Genomic DNA, 19,935 nt, shown 5'->3' with positions numbered 1-19,935 from the left:
GCCGTCCCGCCCTCGGGAGACCGGGCGCGCCGTGCTGCTTCCCGGTTCCGGTGGGGTTCAGTAGCCGCGTACCTGCGGCCAGTGGCGTTCGACTCCGGCCCGGTCGAGCAGGGCCGCGAAGGTTTCGAACCGCTTCTCCTCGGCCTGCACCTCGTACGGTTCGACGCCCTCGTCGAGGCAGTGGGCGGCGAGCGCGCCGGCGACCTCGCCGATGTTCCACTCCACAGGGTGCAGCCGGTAGCAGCCGTTGGTGATGTGGGTGGTGCCGATGTTCTTCGCGGCGGGCAGCAGGTTGCGCGTACGGCGCGGGATCAGTGCGCCGAGCGGGATCTCGAAGGGCACGGAGCCGATGTCGATGTAGTTGTCGCCGCCGGTGGAGGGGTGCAGGTCGATGCGGTAACTGCCGACGCCGACCGCGTCGCGGTGGCGGGTGCCGCCGGTGGGGCCGACGAGGTCGATCGCCACGTCCTGTTCTGTGACGGTCGTGACGGCCTTGATCCGGCGGGACTCGCGTACGTACGGGGCCTTGGCGAGGCCGTCCTCGGTACCCATGACGTCGGGGCGCGGCCGCAGCCCGGGGAAGCCGGTGCCGCCGTCGGGGCGCGGGGCCTCGGTCTGGAGCCAGTACAGGACGGACAGCGACAACTGCCGGGCCTCGCGGACCGCTTCGGCCGCGGTCTGTTCGCCGGCGCCGATCAGCGGCTTGAGCCAGTAGTCGTTGAGGGGCCAGTTGACCAGGGTGATGTCGGAGTCGAAGGCCCCGTCCCGGTGGAGCTTCCTGGCCAGGATGCGGCGGAAGCCGAAGAGTTCCTTGTCGCCCGCGTCGGCGGACTGGTCGGCGCTGACGGCGAGCGGGTCGAGGTCCGGGTTCGGTACGAAGGTACGCGGCACCGCTTCCAGCGAGCGCGGGTCGGGCGCCAGGAAACCGAGCAGCGGGCCGGGCCAGAAGTCCGGCGTGTAGGCGCGCCAGAAGTCGTAGTCGGCGGGCTTCTCGATGGTGTGGTCCTCCCCCTCGTGGTGGGAGAGGGCGAAGCAGAAGGTGATGCCCTGCTGGTTGAGCGGGTCGGCCTGCTCAGGGGCGTGCGGTTCACCGAACTCGGCGCGGGACTCGGCGCCGAGCGCGTACTCGACGCCGGCCAGCTCCAGCAGTTCGCCCGTCTCGGTGGCGTCGAGGACGTACGGGGCGGTGAAGGTACGCCGGCCACCGCCGCGCAGATCCTCCAGGGTGACGGACCGTACGGTGTCGCCGTCGGTCTCGGCGGCCACCGGGCGGTGCTCGGTGAGCAGCGTCAGCCGGCCGGAGGAGCGGTGCGGGGCGAGCAGCGCCTCCAGCGCGGCGAGCGCGGCGCGGGGCTCGGCGCACAGCTTGCTGACCCGGCCGGCGCCGGGGTTGAGGGTGGGCAGGGCGGCGGCCTCGGCGCGCAGCGGGTACCAGTCGCGGTAGTAGCCGCGGATCGCCTCGCGCAGCGCGCGGTAGGAGGCGGTGACGCCGAACTGCTCGACCCACGGGTGCTCGTCCGGCGGGACCGCCTGGGAGGTGAGCTGGCCCCCGATCCAGTCGGTCTCCTCGGTGAGGACGACCGTACGGCCGGCGCGGCAGGCGGCGAGGGCGGCGGCGACTCCGCCGAGTCCACCGCCGACGACGAGGATGTCGGGTTGGCTGATCACGGTTCTCCTTGTGGTGCGTGGTGAGGCGGTCGTACGGGGGTCAGGCGCGGTGGGGCGGTGCTCCCGCCGTGGCGCCGTCCCTGAACGGGCAGACGACGAGGGGTTCTTCGGCGTCCTCCCCCGCGACCAGAGCGGCGAGCAGCCGTACTGCGGCGGCGCCGAGCTGGGGCCGGGGGATGTCGAAACCGGTGGGGACCGCCTCCGCCGCGAGGTCGGCGGGCGGGCTGCCGAGCAGGGCGAGGCTCAGCTCGCCGGGGCAGTCGAGGCCAGCCGCGTGGACGGCGGCGCGCAGGGCCCGCCACGGGCTGCCGGTGTCGGTCTCCTCGGCGACGAAGGCGGTCACGCCCTCGTCGAGCCACCGGCGCAGCCGCTCGGGGGTGAGGGTGCGGGCCGGGTCGGCGGTGCGGAAGACCGCGTCGGGGCCCGCGGGCAGTCCGGCGCTCTCCAGTCCCTTGAGGAAGCCGTGCTCACGGTCGGTGGAGGCGGGCGCGTCGTCGTCCTCGCGGATCAGCACGAAGCGCCGGTGACCGAGCGCGGCGAGCCGGGTGACGACCTCGTGGCTCGCGCTCACGTAGTCGGCGCCGACCCAGGCCAGGCCCTCCAGCTCGTCCCTGCGGCCCAGGTGGACGACGGGAAAGCCGTCCGCGACCAGGCGGCCCAGCTCCTCGGTGGGCGCGTGCCGCCCGAGGAAGAGACAGCCGTCGGCGAGCCGGACCCGGCTGAGCGCGTCCGGTCCGCCGGCCCCGGCGCCGCCGGAGCTGGAGCCGGTGAAGAGCACGAGGTCGTAGCCGCGGGCGGCGGCCTCCCGCTCCACACCGATCAGGAAGGGGTAGTACGAGTGCTGCACATCCGTAGGGAAGGTCGCGGTGAAGCTGAAGACGCCGAGCAGGTCGTTGCGCGCGGCGGCGAGTCTGCGGGCCGCCGGGTCGGGCACGTAGCCGAGGCTCCGGGCCGCGTCGAGGACCTTCTGCCGGGTCTCCGCCGAGATCGCCGCGCCCTGCTTCTTGGCGCCGAGCACCAGCGAGACCGTGGCCTGCGAGACTCCGGCCAGCCGCGCGACCTCGGCCTGACGCGGCCGTGAGGTGCGGCGGCCGGGGGGCGCGGGGACGCGTCCCGGCCTGGCTCGCTTGCGTGGTTCCTCCACCGGCACTCCTCCTCGGGACGACTGCCCGAGGGCTGCCGTCGATCGTTAATGCGCATTAGTAATGCGCATTAACGAGCACCTTCGACCCCGGGCGGGCCCACGTCAAGACAGTGGACAGGACTTTCCGGCGCGTGGGTGGATTCGCCCGCCGCAGTGCGGCCCCGCCGGCGACCGGACGGCGGGAATCGAACAGGCCGGTACGGCGCCGGTGGCGCGCGACGAGCGCGGCGGTGTCCCCGGCCTCGGGGACGAATCCGCGAGAAGGGCGATCGCGACTCGAAAACTTTGGGCGGATTCTGGTCGGACCGTCATGAAATGTCGCGTACAGCCGCCCCGTTGACCCATCATGAGGCGGAAAGCCCGGTCCCGACGCGGCAGTTGTGACACCGCGTACCACGGAGAGGACACCCATGCACGCATCACGCGGGACACGAATACCCGTACCACCGGCGAGGACACCGACTCCCCGCGCCATCCCCCGCACCACCGGGCGCCGGCGACCGCCCGCACCCGAAACCCGGGCCCCGTAGGGCCGATCGCTCCTTCGGGAGCACGAAGAAACGAGTACAGATGAAGAAGACAGCACTCTGCGCGGCTCTGGGTCTCGCCGCGGTCGCCATGGCAGCCATGCCCACCGCCCAGGCGTCCCCGACCACCGTCAAGACGTATGCGGACTGCCCGGCCGGCTGGTTCTGCGCCTGGGAGCACAAAGGCGGACAGGGCAAGATGGTGCGCTTCCAGAACGGCGTCAAGAAACTCAGCGACTTCGGGATGAACGACAAGATCTCCTCGGTATGGAACCGAAGCGGCCAGATCTTCTGCACGTATGTGGACAATGACTACAAAGGCGCCACGTGGGCGGTGGGGGCCTGGCAAGGCAATACTTCCCAGTACGGCCGGGAAGACAACATCAGCTCCCTGAGGGCAGGGGAATGCTGATCATCTCGTCCGGACGGGAGCTGGTCGGGGACGGGTACGTGTCTCCTTGACGGGTCCCTCGCCCGACACAGCGGAACTCCCAGCCCGGACGAGTCCGGGCTGGGAGTTCCGTGAATCCGACCCGGGTATTTCTGTGAAATACCCTGAGTGTGAGTGTCCGAGGGGGGACTTGAACCCCCACGCCCGATAAAGGGCACTAGCACCTCAAGCTAGCGCGTCTGCCATTCCGCCACCCGGACGAGTGGTCGATCCGCGGTCGGTCTCCCCGCGGCGACAGAGACAACGATACCAGGGGTTCGAGGTGCCCCTCACCCGTATATCCGGTGGTCAGCGGTGCGCGATCGGCCTGCTCAGGGGCGGTGCGCACGGACCGTCGCCCTGCGCGTACGAGTCGTACCGCCGGGTGGTCAGGGCATCAGGTGGTAGTCGGGGAAGTTGCCCGGCGGGCGCTCGTCGGGCGGGCCGTCCGTCACAGCGCGGACCAGGAGTTCGCCGCCGACGAAGGCGCCGCGCCAGGAGTGGCCGAAGCCGCCGAACAGCTCGTCGCGGTCGCCCCGGGAGCGGGGTGTGCCGTGGCCGGTCTTGAAGGCGCGGATCTGGGGGGCCAGCCGTGCGTATGTCGCCGGGTCGTCGGTGGACAGGGTCGCGACCAGGGCGCCGTTCGAGGCGTTCATCGCGGCCAGCAGCTCCGCCTCCGTGTCGACCAGGACGATGGTGTCGACCGGCCCGAAGGGTTCCGCGTGGTGCAGCGGGGAGGACGGGGGCGGGCCCAGCAGGGTGACGGGGGCCAGATACGCGCTGGTGTCCTGGCCGGGGAGGAAGCGGGCGTCCGCCAGGGCGCCCCGGTGGAGCGGTACGGCGCCGCGGCCGATCGCCTCGGTGACCTGATCGGCCAGCTCCTTGGCCTTGGCGGCGTTGATGAGCGGCCCGAAGTCCAGCTCCGGCGGCGGGTCGTCCGGGGACTCGACCGCCAGGGGGTGGCCCACGCGGATCGACCGTACGGCGGGCAGGTACGCGGCCAGGAAGTCCGCGAAGAGGGAGCGCTGCACGACGAAGCGGGGGTAGGCCGTACAGCGCTGCTTCCCGTAGTCGAAGAGCTTGGGGATCACGGCGGTCAGGGCGCCGAGGTCGGTGCAGTTCCAGACGCCCCAGGTGTTGAGTCCCTCCTGTTCGAGGACATGGCGTTTGCCGAGGTCGGCGACGGCGGTGGCGATCCTGGCGCCGGTGTCCCGGCCACCGACGAAGGAGACACAGCCGATCTCGGGCGCCCGCACCAGCGCCTCGGAGAGTTCGCCGCCGCTGCCGCTGACCAGGGTGACGGGGACGCCCTCGCGGGCGGCGAGCGCACAGGCCAGGGTCAGACAGGCGACGCCGCCGTCGGTGGGGGCCTTGGCGATGACCGCGTTGCCGGCCAGCGCCTGCACCAGCAGGGCGTGGACGAGGACGGACATCGGATAGTTCCAGCTCGCGATGTTCGAGACCGGCCCCGGCAGCGGGGTACGGCCCTCCAGCATCGGCCCTGCGCCGTCCACGTACCAGCGCACGCCGTCGATCGCACGGTCGACGTCGGCCTGGGCGAGGCGCCAGGGCTTGCCGATCTCCCAGACGAGCAGGAGGGCGAGCAGTTCGCGGTGTGCGGTGAGCGCGTCGAGCGTCGCGCCGACGCGGGCGGCCCGCTCGGGCAGCGGGATGTGGCGCCAGGCGCGGTGCGCGTCCAGCGCGGCGCGCACCGCCTGCCGGGCGGTCGCGGCGTCCAGCCGGGGCGGGCCGGCGATCGGACTGCCGTCGACGGGGCTGGTGGCGGGCAGGGCGCGGCCGTCGGAACGCCACGCCGCGGCCCAGAGGTTGCGTACCCGGTCGTCGTGGAAGGCCTCGGGCGCGGCGGCGAGGCCGCGCTCCCAGGCGTCCGACCAGGCCGTGCCCGGTTTGAGGATCAGTGAGGTCGGTGCCATTGGGGGGCTCCGCTCGGACGAGGCGGGAGGGGTGCATGGTCCGGTTCAGGCCCGGCCGCCGTCCGGCGGCCGGTGTCTCGCGGTCGCACGACGGTGGTGAACCGGTGGTGTGGTGGCACGCACTCGCTCTCAAGTATGGGTGACGTCCGGCGCGGGCGCGAGCTGTTCCAGGACCAGCCGCGCGGTCTCGGAGGGGGTCGAGCCGACCCGTACACCGGCCGCCTCCAGGGCCTTGCGCTTGCCCTCCGCGGTGCCGGAGGAGCCGGAGACGATCGCGCCCGCGTGCCCCATCGTCCTGCCCTCGGGCGCGCTGAATCCGGCGATGTAGCCGATGACCGGCTTGGTGACCCGCTCGGCGGCGTAGGCGGCGGCGCGTTCCTCCGCGTCGCCGCCGATCTCGCCGATGAGGACGACGAGTTCGGTGTCGGGGTCGTCCTCGAAGGCGGCGAGGCAGTCGATGTGGCTGGTGCCCACGACAGGGTCGCCGCCGATGCCGACCGCCGAGGAGAAGCCGATCTCCCGCAGTTCGTACATGAGTTGGTAGGTGAGCGTGCCGGACTTCGACACGAGTCCGATCCGGCCCGGCTTGGTGGCGATGTCCGCCGGGATGATCCCGGCGTTGGACTGCCCGGGGCTGATCAGGCCGGGGCAGTTGGGGCCGATGATCCGGGTGCCGCGCTCCTTGGCGTACACGGTGAAGGCGACCGCGTCGTGCACGGGGATACCCTCGGTGATGACGACGGCGAGCCCGATCCCGGCGTCCACCGCCTCGGTCACGGCCGCTTCGGCGAACCGCGGTGGCACGAAGACGACACTGACGTCCGCGCCGGTCGCCTCGATGCCCTCGCGTACGGAGCCGAAGACGGGCACGGTGGTTCCGTCGAGGTCGACGTGGGTGCCCGCCTTGCGTGGGTTGACGCCGCCGACGACGGCGGTGCCCGCGGCGAGCATCCGCCGGGTGTGCCGCATGCCCTCGGCGCCGGTCATGCCCTGGACGAGTACCTTGCTCTCCTTGGTCAGGAAGATGGCCATGGTGTTCCTCTCCTCATCCGGCGTTCGCGAGCGCGGCGGCCTGCCGGGCCGCCCCGTCCATGGTGGTGGCCTGCTGTACGAGCGGATGGGCGCGCTCGGCGAGGATCGCCCGGCCGCGGGCCGCGCTGTTGCCGTCGAGGCGGACCACGAGCGGCCGGGTCAACTCCACTGATTCCAGGGCCCGTACGATGCCGTCGGCGACCGCGTCGCAGGCCGTGATGCCGCCGAAGACATTGACGAAGACGGATTTCACCGCCGGGTCGGAGAGGATGACGGCGAGTCCGTCCGCCATCACCTGGGCGGACGCCCCTCCCCCGATGTCCAGGAAGTTGGCGGGGCGGGCGCCGCAGCCGGCCACCACGTCGAGGGTGGACATGACGAGGCCCGCGCCGTTGCCGATGACGCCGACCTCGCCGTCGAGCTTCACGTAGTTGAGCCCCTTGGCCGCCGCCCGCGCCTCCAGCGGGTCGGCGCCGGGTCCGGTCTCCGACCCACCCCAACGCGTCTGCCGGAAGAGGGCGTTGCTGTCAAGGGTGACCTTGCCGTCGAGGGCGAGAATGAGCCCTTCCGTGGTGCGGACCAACGGGTTCACCTCGACCAGCAGCGCGTCCTCGCGGACCAGCACCCGCCACAGCGCCCGGAGCACCGGGACGACCTCGTCCGGCAGTCCGGCCGCGGCGGCGATCCGGGCGGCCACGGCCTCGGTGACGCCCTCCACCGGGTCGACGGGGACCCGGGCCACCGCCTCCGGGCGGACGGCCGCGACCTCCTCGATCTCCATGCCGCCCTCGGCCGAGGCGATGGCGAGGAAGGTCCCGGCGGCCCGGTCGAGCACGTAGCTCACATAGAACTCGGCCTCGATGGAGACGGGTTGGGCGAGCATCACCGCGTGGACGGTGTGCCCCTTGATGTCCATGCCGAGTATCTGACGTGCGGTGAGTTCGGCCGCCGCCGGGTCGGCCGCGAGCTTCACACCGCCCGCCTTGCCGCGCCCTCCGGTCTTCACCTGGGCCTTGACGACCACGCGCCCGCCGAGCCGCCGCGCGGCGGGCCCGGCGCCCTCGGCGGCGGTCACGACCTCGGCTTTCGGTACCGCGACGCCGTGTTCCGCGAAGAGTTCCCTTGCCTGGTGTTCGTACAGATCCATGGCTGCTCCCCTTCCCTTGCTTCCCCATTGACGAAAAGTGGCGCACGCCCCCTGGACACCGCCCGCCCGGATGCGGGATAACAAGCTTCATACAGTATTCGTCGACTGTATGCAATGTACCGGGGCGGGCGCTCGCCCCTCCCCGGCGAAGGACTACGAAGGGACAGGGACCTCCTCATGCCCGACGACAGCCAGGAACTCATCTCCGGTGGCCATCTCGTCGCCAAGGCACTCAAAGCGGAGGGTGTCGAGGTCATCTACACCCTCTGCGGCGGCCACATCATCGACATCTACGACGGCTGCGTCGACGAGGGCATCGACGTCGTCGACGTACGTCATGAGCAGGTGGCCGCCCACGCCGCGGACGGCTACGCCCGGATCACCGGAAAGCCGGGGTGCGCGGTGGTCACCGCCGGACCCGGCACCACCGACGCCGTCACCGGGGTCGCCAACGCCTTCCGCGCCGAGTCGCCCATGCTGCTGATCGGCGGCCAGGGGGCGCACACCCAGCACAAGATGGGGTCCCTCCAGGACCTCCCCCATGTCGACATGATGACCCCCATCACCAAGTTCGCCGCCACCGTGCCGGACACGGCGCGCGCGGCCGACATGGTCTCGATGGCGTTCCGCGAGTGCTACCACGGCGCTCCCGGCCCCTCCTTCCTGGAGATCCCGCGCGATGTGCTGGACGCCAAGGTGCCCGTGGACAAGGCCCGGGTCCCCGCCGCCGGGCAGTACCGCGCCTCCACCCGCTCGGCCGGCGACCCCGAGGCCGTCGAGAAGCTCGCCGATCTGCTCGTGCACGCCGAGAAGCCGGCGATCCTGCTCGGCAGCCAGGTCTGGACGACCCGGGGGACCGACGCGGCGACCGAACTGGTGCGGACGCTCAACATCCCCGCGTACATGAACGGCGCCGGCCGTGGCACCCTGCCCCCCGGCGATCCGCACCACTTCCAGCTCTCCCGGCGCTACGCCTTCTCCAACGCCGACCTCATCGTCATCGTCGGGACGCCCTTCGACTTCCGTATGGGGTACGGGAAGCGGCTCTCGCCGGACGCGACCGTCGTCCAGATCGACCTCGACTACCGTACGGTCGGCAAGAACCGCGACATCGACCTCGGCATCGTCGGAGACCCCGGGCTCGTGCTCTCCTCGGTCACCCAGGCCGCGAGCGGGCGGATCAACGGCGGCTCGGTGAAGCGGAAGGCGTGGCTGGACGAGCTGCGCGCCGCCGAGCAGACGGCCATCGAGAAGCGGCTGCCGCAGTTGCGCTCGGACGCCTCGCCCATCCACCCGTACCGGCTGGTCAGCGAGATCAACGACTTCCTCACCGAGGACTCCATCTACATCGGGGACGGCGGCGACATCGTCACCTTCTCCGGGCAGGTCGTCCAGCCCAAGTCGCCGGGACACTGGATGGACCCGGGGCCGCTCGGCACCCTCGGCGTCGGGGTGCCCTTCGTGCTCGCCGCCAAGCAGGCCAGGCCCGACAAGGAGGTCGTGGCGCTCTTCGGTGACGGCGCCTTCTCGCTGACCGGCTGGGACTTCGAGACGCTGGTGCGCTACAACCTGCCCTTCGTCGGCATCGTCGGCAACAACTCGTCGATGAACCAGATCCGTTACGGCCAGAAGGCCAAGTACGGCGACGAGCGCGAGCGGGTCGGCAACACCCTCGGCGACGTCCACTACGACAAGTTCGCCCAGATGCTGGGCGGTTATGGCGAAGAGGTCCGCGACCCGGCCGAGATCGCGCCCGCGCTGCGGCGCGCCCGCGAGTCCGGACTGCCGTCGCTGATCAACGTCTGGGTCGACCCCGACGCGTACGCCCCCGGAACCATGAACCAGACCATGTACAAGTGAAGGAGCCCTCCCATGACCCAGGCTCTTGAGACCTCGCCCGCCGCAGCCGCCCCCAAGGCCCTCTCGGGCGTACGCGTCCTGGACATGACCCATGTCCAGTCGGGGCCCTCCGCCACGCAGTTGCTCGGCTGGCTCGGCGCGGACGTGGTGAAGCTGGAGGCGCCGAGCGGTGACATCACCCGCAAGCAGCTCCGCGATCTGCCCGACGTGGACTCGCTGTACTTCACGATGCTCAACTGCAACAAGCGGTCCATCACCCTCAACACCAAGACGGAGCGCGGCAAGGAGATCCTGACCGAACTCATCCGCCGCTCCGACGTGATGGTGGAGAACTTCGGCCCCGGAGCCGTGGACCGGATGGGGTTCACCTGGGAACGCATCCAGGAGATCAACCCGCGGATCGTCTACGCCTCCATCAAGGGGTTCGGGGAGGGCCCGTACACCAACTTCAAGGCGTACGAGGTGGTCGCGCAGGCCATGGGCGGCTCGATGTCCACGACCGGCTTCGAGGACGGGCCGCCACTCGCCACGGGCGCGCAGATAGGCGACTCCGGCACGGGGATCCACGCCGTCGCCGGGATACTCGCCGCGCTCTTCCAGCGTGAGCACACCGGGCGGGGCCAGCGTGTCAACGTGGCGATGCAGCACGCCGTGCTCAACCTCTGCCGGGTGAAACTCCGCGACCAGCAGCGGCTCGCCCACGGACCGCTCGCGGAGTACCCGAACGACGACTTCGGCGACGAGGTGCCGCGCAGCGGCAACGCGAGCGGCGGCGGACAGCCCGGCTGGGCCGTCAAGTGCGCGCCGGGCGGCCCCAACGACTACGTGTACGTGATCGTGCAGCCGGTCGGGTGGAAGCCGGTCACCGAGCTGATGGGCCGCCCCGAGCTGGCGGACGACCCCGAGTGGGCGACGCCCGAGGCACGGCTGCCCAAGCTCGGCAAGATGTTCCAGCTCATCGAGGAGTGGACGTCGACCCTTCCCAAGTGGGAGGTGCTGGAGCGGCTCAACGCCCACAACATCCCCTGCGGCCCGATCCTCTCCACCAAGGAGATCATCGAGGACGCCTCGCTCGCGGCCAACGAGATGGTCGTCGAGGTCCCCCACCCCCAGCGCGGCTCGTTCACCACGGTCGGCAGCCCGCTGAAGCTCTCCGACTCCCCCGTGGACGTGTTCACCTCGCCGCTGCTCGGTGAACACAACAGCGAGGTGTACGGGGGCGAACTGGGCCTGGACGACGAGGAACTGCGGCTTCTCAAGACGGACGGAGTCATCTAGCGGTGGACAGCAACGAAGAGAGCAGGAAGACCGTACGAGCGCTGCTGGACTCGGCACTCGCCGAGGGCCGCACGGCGCTCACCGCGCCCGAGGGCAAGGCCGTCACGGACGCGTACGGGATCCCCACGCCGGCCGAGGCGCTCGCCGAGAGCGCCGACGAGGCGGTGGCGCTGGCCGACCGGATCGGCTTCCCGGTGGCGATGAAGATCGTCTCGCCGGAGATCCTGCACAAGACGGACGCGGGCGGGGTGCGGATCGGGCTGAGCTCGGCCGCCGAGGTGCGGGGCGCGTTCACCGCGATCGTCTCCAACGCCCGTGCCTACGCCCCGGACGCGCGGATCCTGGGCGTGCAGATCCAGCAGATGGTGCCCGAGGGCACCGAGGTGCTGATCGGCACGGTCACCGACCCGACCTTCGGCAAGATCGTGGCGTTCGGTCTCGGCGGGGTGCTGGTGGAGGTGTTGAAGGACGTCACGTTCCGGCTGGCCCCCGCCTCCACGGACGACGCGCTGTCGATGCTCGACGGGATCCGCGCGGCGGAGATCCTGCGCGGGGTGCGCGGCGCCGCGCCCGTCGACCGGGACGCGCTGGCCGGGCTGATCGTCAAGGTGTCGCGGCTCGCGACCGACTTCCCCGAGATCGCGGAGGTCGATCTCAACCCGGTGTTCGCCTCGGCGAACGGGGTGATGGCTGCGGACGTACGGATCCTGCTGGACGCCGAACGGCCGGCCGGGCGGCGCGTGTACGGCCGCGAGGAGATCCTGGTCTCGATGCGGCGGCTGATGAAACCCAGCTCCGTGGCAGTGATCGGTGCCTCCAACGAGCAGGGGAAGATCGGCAATTCGGTCATGCGGAACCTCATCGACGGGGGTTTCCCCGGCGACATCCACCCGGTGAATCCCAAGGCCGATGACATTCTCGGCCGCAAGGCGTACAAGAGCGTGATGGATGTTCCCGGTGAGCCCGATGTGGCGGTCTTCGCGATCCCCGCGAAGTTCGTGCCCGCCGCGCTGGAGGAGGTCGGCCGCAAGGGCATCCCCAACGCCGTGCTGATCCCGTCCGGCTTCGCCGAGACCGGCGAACACGCGTTGCAGGCGCGGATCGTGGCGATCGCGGAGGAGCACGGCGTACGGCTGCTGGGGCCGAACATCTACGGCTACTACTCGACCTGGCAGGACCTCTGTGCGACCTTCTGCACCCCGTACGACGTCAAGGGCGGTGTGGCGCTGACCTCGCAGTCCGGCGGCATCGGGATGGCCATCCTCGGCTTCGCGCGGTCCACCAGGACGGGGGTCTCGGCGATCGTCGGCCTCGGCAACAAGTCCGACCTGGACGAGGACGACCTGCTGACCTGGTTCGGCGAGGACCCGCACACCGAGTGCATCGCGATGCACCTCGAAGACCTCAAGGACGGCCGCGCGTTCGTGGCGGCGGCGCGGGCCACCGTACCGAAGAAGCCGGTGGTCGTCCTCAAGGCCGGGCGTACGGCGGCCGGCGCGAAGGCCGCGGGGTCGCACACCGGAGCGCTCGCCGGGGACGACGCGGTGTACGACGACATCCTGCGCCAGGCCGGGGTGATCAGGGCGCCGGGGCTGAACGAGATGCTGGAGTACGCGCGGGCGCTGCCCGTGCTCCCCACGCCGCAGGGTGACAACGTAGTCATCATCACGGGCGCCGGCGGCTCGGGGGTGCTCCTCTCGGACGCCATCGTCGACAACGGGCTCTCCCTGATGGAGATTCCACCGGATCTGGACGAGGCGTTCCGCGCGTTCATCCCGCCGTTCGGGGCGGCCGGCAACCCGGTGGACATCACCGGGGGCGAACCGCCGTCCACGTACGAGGCGACGATCCGGCTGGGTCTGGAGGACCCGCGGATCCACGCGCTGGTCCTCGGGTACTGGCACACCATCGTCACCCCGCCCATGGTCTTCGCCGAACTGACGGCGCGGGTCGTGGCGGAGTTCCGGGAGCGGGGAATCCACAAGCCGGTGGTGGCCTCCCTCGCGGGCGACGTCGAGGTCGAGGAGGCGTGCCAGTACCTCTTCGACCACGGGGTGGTGGCCTACCCGTACACCACGGAGCAGCCGGTCGCCGTGCTCGGCGCGAAGTACGCGTGGGCGCGGGCGGCGGGGCTGCTGTGACGCACGAACAGCGGCCGACACCGGCCGGGGGTCCGGGGGTTGACCCCCGGGAGCGCCGCCGCCGCGTGGGCGCGGGCGGCGGGGCTGTTGGGAGGCGGTTCATGACCTGACACCGCCCGGGCACGGCACGAAGGTTTTGGACAGGGGGCGCTGGCCAGTTCTTTCGATGCGAGGGGTGCGAGAGACCATCATGAAAACAACAACGACTCAACTCAACAGTTCCGTCCCCTACAAGGAGGTGACGGACCACAACGGACGCGTCTACCGGATCGGCGAGAGCGACCGGGACATCATGGGCCGGCCACGCTGGACGATGGTGATCTTCCCCTGGATGGGCATGCTCGGCATCAGCTCGTCGGAGTACGCGTTCACCTCCGCGGAGGACACGCTGCACGAGGCCCATCTCTGGAGCAGCGGACACATCTTCTGGCTGATGGGCGTCTGGGTCTTCTTCCAGGCGGCCGTCGCCTTTCCCGCCGGGCAGCTCAGGGAGAGCGGCAGGCTGCCCGCCCGTTACGCCATGATGCTGGGCGCGCTGGGGACGCTGCTGGGCTATCTGTCCCTGGCGTACGCCCCGCATGTGATCGTGGCGTACCTCGGGTTCGGCATGTTCAGCGGTATCGGCGCCGGTCTGGTCTACGCGACCTGCGTCAACATGGTCGGCAAGTGGTACCCGGAGCGCAAGGGAGGCAAGACCGGCCTGGTCAACGGCGGTTTCGCCTACGGCTCGGTGCCGTTCGTCTTCCTCTTCACCTCGTACATGGATCTGAGCAACTACCAGGGCGTCCTGGTCTTCGTCGGGGTGATGTGCTGCCTCGTCGTCGCGACCGCCGGCTGGTTCTTCAAGGACCCGCCGAAGTACTGGTGGCCGCGGGGCGCGGACCCGCTGAAGGTCTCCGACGACCCGAGGGTCCGGCGCGCGCTGGAGAAGAACCCGCCGGCGGTGAAGCAGTACACACCGCGGGAGGCGGCCCGCACACCGGTGCTGTGGCTGATGTGGTTCTGCCTGCTCTGCACGGCGGGGATCAACATCTTCGGCATCGCGTTCCAGGTGCCCTTCGGCAAGGACATGGGGTTCGCGGGCGGGATCGTGGCCACCGCGATGTCGCTCAAGGCGATCGTGAACGGCACGGGGCGCGGTGTCATCGGCTGGATCTCCGACCGGTACGGACGCCGTCACACCCTGATCTTCGTCTGTCTGGTGCTCGGCAGCGCGCAGTTCGGTGTGCTGGTCTCCGGGACGCTGGGCAGTATGCCGTTCTTCCTGTTCTGCTCGATGGTCTCCGGGTTCGGCGGCGGCGCCATCTTCCCGCTGTTCGCGGCGATGACCGCGGACTACTTCGGGGAGAACAACAATGCCTCGAACTACGGCATGGTCTACAGCTCCAAGCTCATATCGGGCCTCGTGGGCTCCGGTGTGGGGGCTGTCGTGGTGGGTGCCTGGGACTACCAGGGCGCCTTCGTCATCGCCGGCAGCATCGGGCTCGCCTCCGCCGTACTGGCGGTGTTCCTGAAGGCGCCTGGCAGGCCCGACGTCAAGAAGATCCGACCCAACCCGAATCCGATCGGCCGGGAGATCACCTGAAATGACCACGGAACCACTCTCGGGGACGTCCGCGTCGGCCACCGCCGGCGGGGACTACCGCGAGATCACCGACGCCCATGGCCGTGTCTACCGGGTCGGCGAGTCCGACCGGCAGATCCTCGGCCTCCCCCGCTGGACGATGGTGGCACTGCCCTGGCTCGCCATGCTCGCCATCAGTGTCTTCGAGTACGCCTTCGGAGCGGCCGAGGAGACCCTGTCCAGGGCACATCACTGGACCTCCACGAACACCTTCTGGGTGCTCAGTGTCTGGATCTTCTTCCAGGCGGCGGTCTCCTTCCCCGCCGGCCGGTTACGGGAGAAGGGCATCCTGAGCAGCAGAGCGGCGATGCTGACCGGCTCGTTCTGCTCACTGCTCGGATTCGTCAGTCTCAGTCACGCGCCCGACTTCTGGTTCGCGCTGGCCGGTTTCGGGCTGCTGGGCGGGCTCGGCTCCGGTCTGATCTACTCGACCTGCGTCAACATGGTCGGCAAGTGGTACCCCGAGCGCAGGGGCGGCAAGACGGGCCTGGTGAACGGCGCGTTCGCCTATGGCGCGGTGCCGTTCGTCTTCCTCTTCACATACGGCTTCGACACCTCGAACTTCCACACCGTGCTGGACCTCGTCGGTGTGTACGTACTGGTGCTGACGCTGGTGGCGGGGCTGTTCTTCAAGGATCCGCCGAAGAACTGGTGGCCCGAGGAGGTGGACCCGCTGCACCGCTCCGGGGACACCAAGTCGTCGCTGGCGCTGGCCAAGAACCCGCCCGCGGTGAAGCAGTACACACCGAAGGAGGCGTTAAGGACCGGGGTCGTGCCCCTGATGTGGCTGTGCATGCTGTGCTGCGCGGGCGTCTCGATCTTCGGGATCTCGTTCCAGGTGCCGTTCGCCAAGGAGATGGGGTTCGGCCCGCTGATCGCGGCGTCGTCCATGGGGCTGATGTCGGTGATCAACGGGACGGGGCGGGGTGTGGTCGGCTGGCTCTCGGACAAGCTGGGCCGGCGGCCGACCCTGACGTACGTGTGTCTGGTGCTGGCCGTGGCGCAGTTCGGTGTGCTGTGGGCCGGTGAGACCGGCAACCAGACGCTCTTCCTCGTCTTCGCGTTCCTGTCCGGCTTCGGCGGCGGGGCGTTCTATCCGCTGTTCGCGGCGCTGGTCCCGGACTACTTCGGGGAGAACTACAACGCGTCCAACTACGGCATGGTCTACAGCGCGAAGCTGGTCAGCGGCTTGTTCGGCGGCGGGATGGGGGCGGTCGTGGTCGCCTCCTGGGGGTACATCGGCGCGTATGTGGCGTCCGGTGTGGTCTCGCTGATCGCCGCGGGGCTCTCGCTGGCCCTGCGCCGGCCCGGCGGCCCGGACCACGGGCGTCGTACGGTCCGGCTGCCCCGGGTGCGGCAGCCGGGGCAGGCGACCGCCTGACCACGGACGGACAGACGGCCCTCCCCGCGGCGCTGTACCACCGCGCGGAGGGCCGCCGTCGTGTCCGTCTCCCTCAGAGTTACCGCTTCCCCGGGGTCACCGCTTCTCGCGCAGCCCGTGCAGATGCGCGGAGGACTTGCGGGCGAAGGCGAGGGAGTCCACCGGCTGGTCGTGCTCCACCTGCCAGTGGTGGCCGCGCCGGCCGCCGTGGGTCTTGTTGACCGCCGAGATGAAGCGCCGGTAGTCGATGTCCCCGTCGCCGACGTCCACCATCTGGTAGCCGTCGCGGGCCGTGCTGTCCTCGATGCCGTCCTTCACATGGAAGAGCGGATAGCGGTGGGGCTGCTTGAGGACGTACCGCAGCGGGTCGAAGGGCGCGGGCCTGCCCTCGGGGGTTTTGCTGAAGCGGAACTGACCGGCGTACGCCCAGTAGATGTCCATCTCCAGATAGACCAGGCTCGGGTCGGTCTCCGCGAGCAGGACGTCGTAGAGCCGTACGTCCGGCTGGTCGGTGGCGAAGGAGAACTCCTCCGCGTGGTTGTGCTGGTAGAACTTCATGCCGCGCCGCTTGGCCGCCGCGCCGTAGGTGTTGAAGTCGGCGGCCGCCCGCTTCCAGGCGTCGACGGTCGATCCGTACCGGAAGGGTCCTGACGCGGTGCCTATGTGGTCCAGGCCGAGTTCCTGGGCGTCGTCCAGGACCTTGGTGAGGTTCTGGGCGAAGCTGTAGGCGTTGGGGTTGTTGTCGTCGGCGTAGTTGACATGGCTGCCGATGGGCTTGAGGCCGTGGTCCCTGGCCAGTCTCCTGAGCTGCGGCAGGGTGATGGCGCCGGCGCTGCCCTGGGTGTAGCCCGCGAACTCGATCTCGTCGTAGCCGAAGCGCTCCAGCTCGTCGAAGACCTTGGCGAAGCCGATCGTGGACACCTTGTCGCGCAGGGAGTAGAGCTGGATGCCGAGCCGTCCCGGCGGCAGGACGGGCGCTCCCTTGCCGTGGCCGTGGCCCGGCCGCTGTCCTGTGCCGTGGGCGGCGGCCGGGGTGGCGGCGGCCGTGGCGCCGACCACCGCCGCCGCGGTGGCTCCGGCGGCGACACCGAGCATGCCGCGCCGGCTGAGCTGGTGCGCGAGTTCGGGGTCTGCTGACGTCTTGCGGCTCATTGCGGAACTCCTTCGGTCAGTGCAGTCCGGCAAGGTGGAGAAGCAGGCTCTTCACCTCGGTGGCCGCGACGCGGTCACCGACGGCGTCGGGGGTGGAGCAGAGGATGAGCGGACCTTCGTCGTCGCTCGCGGGGAGGCGGCCGTGGCTGCCGCGGATGGGGGAAGGGTCGAGGGGGACGACGGCGAGCCGGTAGCGCATGCCGAGCTTCTTGCGGGCGATCGCCGTGGCCGCCTTGACGCGTACGTACGGATCGAGGGGGTCCATGAACAGCTCGACGGGGTCGTAGCCCGGTTTGCGGTGGATCTCCACGAGCTGCGCGAAGTCGGGCGCCCGGTCGTCGTCCAGCCAGTAGTAGTACGTGAACCAGGCGTCGGGTTCCGCGACGGCCACCAGCTCGCCGGAGCGGGGATGGTCGAGTCCGTGCGCCTTCTTGCCCTCGTCGTCCAGGAGTTGGTCGATCCCGGCGAGGTCCTTCAGCGCCTCGCGGGTCGCCTCCAGGTCCTCGGACCGGCGTACGTAGACATGCGCGAGCTGGTGGTCCGAGACGGCGAAGGCGCGGGAGGCCATGGTGTCCAGATACTCCATGCCGTCCTGGGTGTGGACCTCCAGCAGCCCGGCCCGGCGCAGCGCGCGGTTGATGTCGACGGGCCGGGAGACCCGGGTGATGCCGTACTCGGAGAGCGCGACGACGGTACGGCCCTCGGCCTTCGCGTCCGCCAGCAGCGGGGCCAGGACCGTGTCGAGTTCGGCGGCGGCCCGGTGGGAGCGGGGGTCGTCGGGGCCGTAGCGCTGGAGGTCGTAGTCGAGGTGCGGGACGTAGCAGAGGGCCAGGTCGGGGTGGCGGGTGGCGATGATGTGGCGGGTCGCGTCCACGATCCACCGCGAGGAGACCAGGTCGGCGCCGGGTCCCCAGAAGTGGAAGAGGGGGAAGGTGCCGAATTTCTCGGTGAGTTCGTCATGGAGTGCGGGCGGCCGGGTGTAGCAGTCGGGTTCCTTGCGGCCGTCGGCGTAGTAGACGGGGCGCGGGGTGACGGTGTAGTCGGTGTCCGCGCCCATCGCGTACCACCAGCAGATGTTGGCGACGGTGTAGCCGGGGTGGGCGCGGCGGGCCGCGTCCCAGAGCCGGTCGCCGGAGACGAGTCCGTTGTGCTGGCGCCAGAGCAGGACGTCGCCCAGCTCGCGGAAGTACCAGCCGTTGCCGACGATGCCGTGCTCGGCGGGGAGGGTGCCGGTGAGGAAGGTGGACTGCGCGCTACAGGTGACGGCGGGCAGCACGGTGGCCAGCGGGGCCTGCGAGCCGGCCCCCGCGAGTTTCGTCAAGTGCGGCATGTGACGCAGCAGTTGCGGGGTGAGGCCGACGACGTCGAGGACCAGCAGCGGGGTCGGGCGCGCGCCCGGGGTGTCGGACGGGGTTTCGGCCGGGGGACCGGCCTGGGTGTCGCTCATGGCAGCTCCTTGAGGCCGAGGTCGACCAGCAGGTCCCTGGCCAGGGTGAGTTCGGCGGCGATCCCCTCGGCGAGCCGGCCGCGCGAGCGGGGCCGCAGCTCGGGCGGGAGCGCCTGCCAGGTGTACGTCTCGACCTCCAGGTGCCGGGTGCGCGGCTCGGCTCCGCCGACCAGCCGGCCCAGCGCCTCCTGGAGCACGGGGAGGGTGGAGGTGAGGGGCGGGGCGGGCGGGGCGTGCAGCGGTACGTGGAAGTGGGCGCGCCAGGGCGCCCCTTCGGGCAGCGACCCGCCGGCCAGCGCCTCGTCCAGATCGTCGGTGCCGCGCAGTCCGGCGGCGGTGCTGGTGCGGGTCTGGTGGAGGAAGCGGGGCTCGTCGAAGGCGCGCAGCGCCTCCCGTACCTCGGGCAGGTGCGGGTTCTCGGCGTGCAGGGCGGCGGAGAGCTGCGCCTTGGGAATGGGGATGCGGGCGGCGTCCAGCGCGTCGAAGGCGGTGGCCGGGTCCTCGAAGGAGGTGGCCAGATGGCAGGTGTCGACGCAGATGCCGATCCGGTCGCCGGGAAGCGCGGAGAGGGGGCCGATCGCGTCCGCAGTGGTCTCCACGATGCAGCCGGGCTCCGGCTCCAGGGCGATCCTGATGGACTTGCCGGTCAGCTCCTCCAGGGCGTCGAGGCGTCCGCCGAGGGTGGTGAGCGCGGTGTGGGCGGTGTGGGCGGCGGTGTCGTCCCAGGCGGTGCGCCAGCCGAGCGGCAGGGTGGACACCGAGCCCTCGGTGACATCGTCGGGCAGCAGTGCGGCGAGCAGCCTGGCCAGGTCGGCGGTGTGGGACAGCCGCTCGGGATCGGCCCAGTCGGGCTTGTAGACCCGGTACTTGACCTCCTCGGCGCCGAAGCCCTGGTACGGGAAGCCGTTGAGGGTGACGACCTCCAGGCCGCGCCGGTCGAGTTCGGCGCGCAGTGCGCGCAGCGCGACCGGGTCGTTGATCAGGGACTGGGCGGCGTCCCTGGCGAGCCAGAGGCCGATGCCGAGGCGGTCCCGGCCGAGGCGTTTGCGTACCGGCTCGCAGTGGTCGCGCAGTTGGGCGAGGACACCGTCGAGGGTTTCGGCGGGGTGGACGTTGGTGCAGTACGCGAGGTGGACGGTGGATCCGTCGGGGTGGCGGAAGCGCATCGGC

Annotated in this window: 14 protein-coding genes and 1 tRNA gene; 6 read left to right on the top strand and 9 right to left on the bottom strand. The window is 70.6% G+C overall.

Going from position 1 to position 19,935, the window contains the following annotated elements; all coding sequences use genetic code 11:
- Positions 1–57: 57 nt before the first annotated feature.
- The gene (locus tag ACIQ7D_RS01825) at positions 58–1,668 is read right to left on the bottom strand and encodes an FAD-dependent oxidoreductase (RefSeq protein WP_403932370.1); all 1,611 of its coding nucleotides are present in this window, start codon (positions 1,666–1,668) and stop codon (positions 58–60) included.
- A gap of 40 nt (positions 1,669–1,708) precedes the next feature.
- Positions 1,709–2,812: a LacI family DNA-binding transcriptional regulator gene (locus tag ACIQ7D_RS01820; protein WP_403932367.1), complete on the bottom strand. Its 1,104-nt coding sequence runs from the start codon at positions 2,810–2,812 to the stop codon at positions 1,709–1,711.
- Positions 2,813–3,382: 570 nt separating this feature from the next.
- On the opposite strand from ACIQ7D_RS01820, the gene ACIQ7D_RS01815 reads away from it, so the two are divergent.
- A complete protein-coding gene (locus ACIQ7D_RS01815; protein WP_403932364.1) occupies positions 3,383–3,751 on the top strand; it encodes a peptidase inhibitor family I36 protein in 369 nt (122 codons plus the stop codon).
- Between the two features lie 154 nt (positions 3,752–3,905).
- Here the strand turns inward: ACIQ7D_RS01815 and ACIQ7D_RS01810 are convergent.
- From ACIQ7D_RS01810 to sucC, 4 genes are all read right to left on the bottom strand, one after another.
- Positions 3,906–3,990 (bottom strand) — tRNA-Leu (locus tag ACIQ7D_RS01810).
- Positions 3,991–4,158: 168 nt separating this feature from the next.
- On the bottom strand, positions 4,159–5,703 hold the full coding sequence (locus ACIQ7D_RS01805; protein WP_403932361.1) for an aldehyde dehydrogenase family protein: 1,545 nt from the start codon (positions 5,701–5,703) through the stop codon (positions 4,159–4,161).
- A gap of 129 nt (positions 5,704–5,832) precedes the next feature.
- The gene (gene sucD, locus ACIQ7D_RS01800; RefSeq protein ID WP_403932358.1) at positions 5,833–6,735 is read right to left on the bottom strand and encodes a succinate--CoA ligase subunit alpha; all 903 of its coding nucleotides are present in this window, start codon (positions 6,733–6,735) and stop codon (positions 5,833–5,835) included.
- 13 nt (positions 6,736–6,748) lie between these two features.
- Complete coding sequence (gene sucC / locus ACIQ7D_RS01795) at positions 6,749–7,882, bottom strand: ADP-forming succinate--CoA ligase subunit beta (RefSeq protein WP_403932355.1); 1,134 nt, start codon at positions 7,880–7,882, stop codon at positions 6,749–6,751.
- Between the two features lie 177 nt (positions 7,883–8,059).
- On the opposite strand from sucC, the gene ACIQ7D_RS01790 reads away from it, so the two are divergent.
- The 5 genes from ACIQ7D_RS01790 to ACIQ7D_RS01770 all read left to right on the top strand — a co-directional run bounded on the left by ACIQ7D_RS01790 (position 8,060) and on the right by ACIQ7D_RS01770 (position 16,166).
- The gene (locus tag ACIQ7D_RS01790; protein WP_403932353.1) at positions 8,060–9,742 is read left to right on the top strand and encodes a thiamine pyrophosphate-binding protein; all 1,683 of its coding nucleotides are present in this window, start codon (positions 8,060–8,062) and stop codon (positions 9,740–9,742) included.
- Positions 9,743–9,754: 12 nt separating this feature from the next.
- Entirely contained in the window at positions 9,755–11,020 is a 1,266-nt protein-coding gene (gene frc, locus ACIQ7D_RS01785) for a formyl-CoA transferase (RefSeq protein WP_403932350.1), read from the top strand.
- 2 nt (positions 11,021–11,022) lie between these two features.
- Positions 11,023–13,161, top strand: a complete 2,139-nt coding sequence (locus ACIQ7D_RS01780) for an acetate--CoA ligase family protein (RefSeq protein ID WP_403932348.1) — start codon at positions 11,023–11,025, stop codon at positions 13,159–13,161.
- 190 nt (positions 13,162–13,351) lie between these two features.
- The gene (locus ACIQ7D_RS01775) at positions 13,352–14,746 is read left to right on the top strand and encodes an OFA family MFS transporter (protein WP_403932345.1); all 1,395 of its coding nucleotides are present in this window, start codon (positions 13,352–13,354) and stop codon (positions 14,744–14,746) included.
- Between the two features lies 1 nt (position 14,747).
- Entirely contained in the window at positions 14,748–16,166 is a 1,419-nt protein-coding gene (locus tag ACIQ7D_RS01770) for an OFA family MFS transporter (protein ID WP_403932341.1), read from the top strand.
- A 96-nt stretch (positions 16,167–16,262) separates the two neighbouring features.
- On the opposite strand, the gene ACIQ7D_RS01765 is transcribed toward ACIQ7D_RS01770, so the two are convergent.
- The 3 genes from ACIQ7D_RS01765 to eboE are packed head-to-tail and all read right to left on the bottom strand — an operon-like array spanning position 16,263 to position 19,931.
- Entirely contained in the window at positions 16,263–17,318 is a 1,056-nt protein-coding gene (locus ACIQ7D_RS01765; protein ID WP_403932339.1) for a sugar phosphate isomerase/epimerase family protein, read from the bottom strand.
- A 16-nt stretch (positions 17,319–17,334) separates the two neighbouring features.
- Positions 17,335–18,765 (bottom strand): nucleotide pyrophosphatase/phosphodiesterase family protein, encoded by a 1,431-nt coding sequence (locus ACIQ7D_RS01760; protein WP_403932336.1) that lies wholly within the window; start codon positions 18,763–18,765, stop codon positions 17,335–17,337.
- Entirely contained in the window at positions 18,762–19,931 is a 1,170-nt protein-coding gene (eboE, locus tag ACIQ7D_RS01755; protein WP_403932333.1) for a metabolite traffic protein EboE, read from the bottom strand. Before eboE ends, ACIQ7D_RS01760 begins: the two co-directional genes overlap by 4 nt.
- Positions 19,932–19,935: the final 4 nt, after the last annotated feature.

The sequence above is a fragment of the Streptomyces sp. NPDC096310 genome, assembly GCF_044763125.1.
GTDB lineage: Bacteria > Actinomycetota > Actinomycetes > Streptomycetales > Streptomycetaceae > Streptomyces.
The sequence above is the reverse complement of the archived record's forward strand: the minus strand, read 5'-3'. Positions and strand labels throughout refer to the sequence as shown.